This window comes from Streptomyces sp. Ncost-T10-10d, from assembly GCF_900091955.1.
In the GTDB taxonomy this organism is placed as follows: Bacteria; Actinomycetota; Actinomycetes; order Streptomycetales; family Streptomycetaceae; genus Streptomyces.
The window spans coordinates 1-5126 of the sequence record NZ_FMDF01000226.1 but is presented as its reverse complement, the minus strand read 5'-3'; the positions used below and the strand labels follow the sequence as shown (position 1 = coordinate 5126).

General features: G+C 66.3%; 3 protein-coding genes and 4 pseudogenes. 5 read left to right on the top strand and 2 right to left on the bottom strand.

The annotated features are described in order from the left end of the window. Positions 1-17: 17 nt before the first annotated feature. The gene (locus GA0115254_RS40360; RefSeq protein WP_093900235.1) at positions 18-1121 is read right to left on the bottom strand and encodes an IS110 family RNA-guided transposase; all 1104 of its coding nucleotides are present in this window, start codon (positions 1119-1121) and stop codon (positions 18-20) included. 521 nt (positions 1122-1642) lie between these two features. On the opposite strand from GA0115254_RS40360, the pseudogene GA0115254_RS48075 reads away from it, so the two are divergent. From GA0115254_RS48075 to GA0115254_RS40345, 5 genes and pseudogenes are all read left to right on the top strand, one after another. Then, positions 1643-1786, top strand: a pseudogene (locus GA0115254_RS48075) (transposase); the annotation flags it as partial. A gap of 6 nt (positions 1787-1792) precedes the next feature. Beyond that, positions 1793-2014 (top strand): annotated as a pseudogene (locus GA0115254_RS47070) (IS110 family transposase); the annotation flags it as partial. A gap of 390 nt (positions 2015-2404) precedes the next feature. Next, a complete protein-coding gene (locus tag GA0115254_RS45050) occupies positions 2405-2572 on the top strand; it encodes a hypothetical protein (RefSeq protein ID WP_176740492.1) in 168 nt (55 codons plus the stop codon). A 42-nt stretch (positions 2573-2614) separates the two neighbouring features. Continuing rightward, positions 2615-3250 carry a DUF7003 family protein gene (locus GA0115254_RS40350; RefSeq protein WP_218105623.1) on the top strand — a complete coding sequence of 212 codons (636 nt, stop codon included), beginning with the start codon at positions 2615-2617 and terminating at the stop codon, positions 3248-3250. A gap of 269 nt (positions 3251-3519) precedes the next feature. Continuing rightward, positions 3520-3678 (top strand): annotated as a pseudogene (locus GA0115254_RS40345) (IS701 family transposase); the annotation flags it as partial. Positions 3679-4158: 480 nt separating this feature from the next. Here GA0115254_RS40345 and GA0115254_RS40335 read toward each other — a convergent pair. Then, positions 4159-5013 (bottom strand): annotated as a pseudogene (locus GA0115254_RS40335) (IS5 family transposase). Positions 5014-5126 lie beyond the last annotated feature (113 nt).

The following is a 5126-nucleotide window of genomic DNA, read 5'->3' as shown; positions in this document are numbered from 1 at the left end:
GAGGCTGCTATATCAAGTCAAGCTGCTTGAGGGAGATCTTCAGCGGTGATCTGCTGTGCGGGCTGAGCTCCTCGTTCGAGGAGCTTGAAGAGCTGCCGGCAGATTGCACGCTTGAGGCAGCGTTGTGCGTCTCTTGCGGTCTTTCCCTCGCTGATTCGGCGGGCGACATAGGCGCGGGTTGTTGGGTCGAGGCGGATGCGGATCAGGGTGATGGTGTGGAGTGCCCGGTTGAGCTGTCGGTCTCCGCTGCGGTTGATCCTGTGCCGGTTGGTCAACCCTGACGAGGCAGGGATTGGGGCCACGCCTGCGAACACCGCAAACGCTGCCTCGGACCGAAAGCGGCCGGTGTGCGACCAGCTGATCAGGATCTGGGCAGCACTGATCGGCCCAACGCCTTGCAGCGCCAGCAGTTCGGGGGCGACCGTACGAACTAGCGCGAACAGCTCCGCTTCGAGCTCCTTCGCCTCAGAGCGCAGGGCTTCGATGCGCTGAGCGGCGCTTCGCAGGGCGCGAACGGTCATGCGGTGCTCGATGTCCTGGGTCGGCCGGTCCCGCAGCTTCGCGCAGTGAGCAATCTGGTCCTTGCTCTTCATGCCTCGGAGTTCGACGCGGAGCTCGTCGGGTGCCGAGATGATCAGGGCCTTGAGCAGGTTGATCGCAGCCGTGCAAGCCAAAACGGCGCTCTGACGGGTGGCAAGTAGGACCCGAAGCGCTTCGCGCTCACCGCGGCGCCGTGGGTGAATGAGGTGTTCGGTCGCCAGGGCCTCCCTGGCTGCGCGGACAGCATCAAGCATGTCGGTCTTGCGCCCGCCTCGGACCGCGGGACGCTTGGGCCGGCACACTTCGACGACGCTTTCACCAGCCGCCCCCAGGAAGGCGGCAAGCCCTGCACCATAGGAGCCGGTACCCTCCAGCGCCCAGCAGCGCCGGCCCGGAATGTGCTGGCGGGCGACGTCCAGCAGCTGCTGGTAACCCCGGGCGTTGGCAGGCGAATCGGTGCTGGCGAGAACGGCGCCGATGGGGCTGACGGCCGCTGCGGCAAGGGTGTCCCGGTGCGTGTCGACGCCGATGACGCCGTCGACCTGTTCTGCGAGCATGGTCACGCGGTTGTTCTCCTTCAAGGGCTGGACGACCGTGGTCGGCGTCGGCCTGGGTGGAGTTACCGCGTGGCAGAAATGTGATGAGTCACGTCGAGATGGCGGACAAGCTGCAGATCAAGCCAACGGGGTGGGCCAGGCCGACGCCGACGTCCGGCAGACATCTCGGGGGCACGGCAAGCTCTGACGAGCCGCCAGTTACCGTTTCGGGTCATGCCGGAACGCCAACGCCAGCCTGGCAGCAACCCAACCCGGGCCGCAGGTCAACTATCACAGTTACCTTTCTCGTGGCCCCGAAACGGGGCGCCTGGCCCCCGGGTCCGGTATGGCTGTGTGCCCCCTGTCGACGTCGATGACCTGGGGGGTGTTGCCGCCGGGCTTCGGGGCACCGATTGGCCGCTGATGAGGGGCCTGACGACCGCCAGGCCCGGCGCAATGCCGGACCGCTTTCGGGTGGGGATGTCTGCGTAACGTGGTTGCCGGCGTGTGGTGCCGCAGGGACGGCCGGGATTAGGCACGAGTGCACGTCGAGGGGGCACGCGAGCATGGTCGACACCGTCGACATAGATCTGTTCCTCGGCCTTGACCTGGGCAAGGAGTTCCACCACGCCCACGGTCTGACCGGGCAGGGCAAGACCGTCCACGACAGACGGCTGCCCAACACCGAGCCGAGACTGCGGGAGCTGTTCGATCGCGGCAACCGGCTCCTCAAACGCGCCCTGTTCCAGGCCGCTTTCTCCGCGATCGGCTGCAAGTCCGACCTGTCCTCGCGGATGTACTACGACCGCCAGCGCGCCCGGGGCAAGACCCACACCCAGGCTGTGCTCCGTCTCGCCCGCCAACGCGTCGACGTCATCCACGCGATGATCCGCAACGGCACCCTCTACGAGCCTCGCACCCTCGACCTCGCTGCCTGATAGGCCCTTCGCCCCTGCTCTTCCCGCCCCGTCACGTCTGCCCACCGGCATCGCCACCTCCGCCATGCCGGCCGATGGGCTGCCCGCACAGCACCTGACCCGCCGGGCTTTGCCCCGCTCCAGGAGGACGGCGGTCTTGCCCATCCGCACGACCCAGAACTCCTCCCATCCGGACTCGACTTCGGGATCCCGGTCCGGACGACCGTACGGACGAAAACGGCACCCGTCGGCGTCGACACGAAGACGGCGGGGCCGGTGAAGAAGCCGATCAGGTCCTGTCGGACGGACGGTGGTGTCTACCGGAGCCGGAGCACGGCGGGGAACACAAGGAGACGAGGACCGGGTCACGGTCGCCTCGAAAAGCTCACCGAGCCCCGCCCGGTCCCGCATGTGTTCTCGCATCCGAAGTCGGAGAGCTACGACACCCTGCACAAGCGGTTCCGTGCGCAGAACCCGTGGTTCAAGTACACGCGGCTCAACGGTGAGACGCACTTCCCGGGCGTCGAGCTGCCGCGGGAAGTCGCCGCGGACATCGAGGGCTTCCTCCAAACGAAGTGAGGCAAGCTCCACAGTCAGTCAGCCCTGGTAGCGTCCGCCGACGTGATCGAAGCAAACGATATTCTCGCCCAACTGGACAAATGCGCCACCGAGTTCAAGCTCCCTCATCCCGACAACGGATACTTCTACGCAGTGGATGTGCGGATGCACCTCTACCGTGCCCCGGGGCGCTGGGCCCTGATCATCGAGACCGTCGGATACAACCCGCGCATGGGAAACCTCGTCAATGTGGTGGGCACCTACGGGAATTGCCTGACCACTGGTGAACCGGGTTGGGAGAACGAGGGCTTCCACGATCGCGTCGAGAACATGGAGAAGATCGACGATCAGGAGACCTACGCAGGCGGTATTCCCATGATTGTCAGGGGCCGAACGCTGGCCGTGGCGGCGGAGCCCGGCGAGCCGCTCGAAGTCGTGTTCCGCAGACTGGTGCCGGAGCACCGGGATCTGATCCTTGCCGACGAAGCCGAAGTGCAGTCTAGGATTCCCGGGGACCTACCGAAGGTTCTGCAACTGGAGGAATGGCACCAGCCGGAGGATATCGAGACACTTCCCAGCACGAGTGAGACCTACCAGCAGATCGCGGAAGTCCTAGCATCTGGTGACGTCGGACGCTACCGACCGAGACTTTCACCCAATACCCACTGGTCCAACTGGCCGGACTCCGGAACTCTGTGACCGGTCGCCGTGGGTTCGGCGGAATAGCGCCCGCAACGCGGCACGGCGGGCGTCGAGCGAGTGTGATCGCGTCCGACGGGGGGTGAGGTGTACTTCCATACTGCCGCAGTGCCGGAGGGAGTGGACGGTCGGAAATCGAACGGGCGGGCTGCCCGCACAGCACCTGACCCGCCGGAAACTTCCCGCCTCGCGGGCCGTTCCCGAAAACCAGAGCAAAACCCCAGTAAACACCGCCGCCGGGATTGACGAAACAGATAGGGGCAACCCCCCCCGCACCCCACGTGCTCGTACCGCTCACCTGCAACGAAATCCAGCGACTCTTCATCACCCTCGTCGTCCAGCCCGCCCACGACATGGCCCACCGGCTCAGCTGGTCCGACTGGCGACGCCGCCACCAAGCCCGGTCCAAGGCCAGCCACTGCCGGTGACAAGCCGCACGGGCATGAAGATCACGATCCGTTGCTGGAGTATTAGAGCGACCGAGGAATGGTCGATGTGAGACGTCGTGTTTTTGGGCGTGTACTGCGGCAATAGCGTGTGTGTGCCTCGCGGATCGGGTTGCGGACGGTGACGAGGTGTGCCGGTGTCTGCGGGGTACGCGGTCGCGACGGGCGAAGCCGCCTCGCAGCCTTCCTTCCCACATAGGATCGGCTGGACTCTATGGGACTCGGAGCTGCTCGTGGTGACGTGTGATGACGCGATACAGACAGCTTGGCGTGTGGCGCGAGAGATGAACTACGAAACGGACGCACTGGCCCTTTCGCCATGTGTGGAAAGGGAAGACTGCATCGACGTGGTGCTGTGGCGTCCCGGGTGGCGTGGAGCCGGCCTGCTCGTGATCATCGACAAGGCGACGGGAGACGTCCTCAGGGCCGTCCGCCAGCGTTGAGGCGAAAGAGGAACGGGTGTCACTTGAGGCGTCGGGCTGCGGGGCGTGTGTTCCAGCGGTAGCGGTTTCGGGCCTCGCGGATGAAGCAGCGGACGGTGACGAACGCGGCGGCGAGGTAGAGGAAGAACTCTGTCTTGGCGCGGGTGCGCTGGAAGCTGCGGCGGACCTCGCCGTAGTCGTTCATCCAGGAGTTCGTGCGCTCCACCGGTCAGCGCTTGCCCGCCTGGATCGGGGCTTTGATGCCTTTCGCCGCGATCACCGCGGCGAGGTCGTGGGCCTGCAGGACAGCGGCGCAGGCCTTGCCGTTGTAGGCGGAGTCCAGGTGCACGGTGGGGTGTTCGGGCAGGATATCGCCGAGCTGCTGCTTCGTGGCCCCGATCGTGGGCTCGAGGAGCTTGGAGTCGTGGCGGTTGGCGCCGGCGGTGGCCAGGCCCACGGGGACGCCGACGGCGTCGGTCATGGTGGAGCGCTTGGTTCCTTGCCTGCGGCGGTCCACCGGGCTCGGGCCGCAGGTCTCTCCGCGGGCAGATGCCTTGGTGAGGCAGCCGTCCGCGGGCAGGTCGTCCAGGCGCAGGCCGATCATCTTCTCGTAGGCGGCCAGGGCGAGCCGGTGGACCTCCTGCGCGAGACCGAGCGCCGTCCACGCCTTCACCCGGTCGCGGATCACCCAGTCCGAGCACCCCGGCTCCGCGACCCGTTCGTAGCCGACGCCGAACACCAGCTTGCGGACCACCGCCTCGAACACGTCCCGGTCCGGCACCGCGCGCCGATGACACCCCAACGGATGCGTCGGGTCGAACTCGGGCCGCAGTGGCAGCAGGGCCGCGAACTGGACCCACAAGGGCTCGAGCAGAGAAGATGGCACAGCAGGCACGGCCCCTCCGATGATGACGCTGCGTAGACAACAGAGACACCATCAGGGCCGTGCCTATCCGTCAAGATCCAGACGCATCCAGTGCGGCCCGCCCCACCATTCCTCGGTCGCTC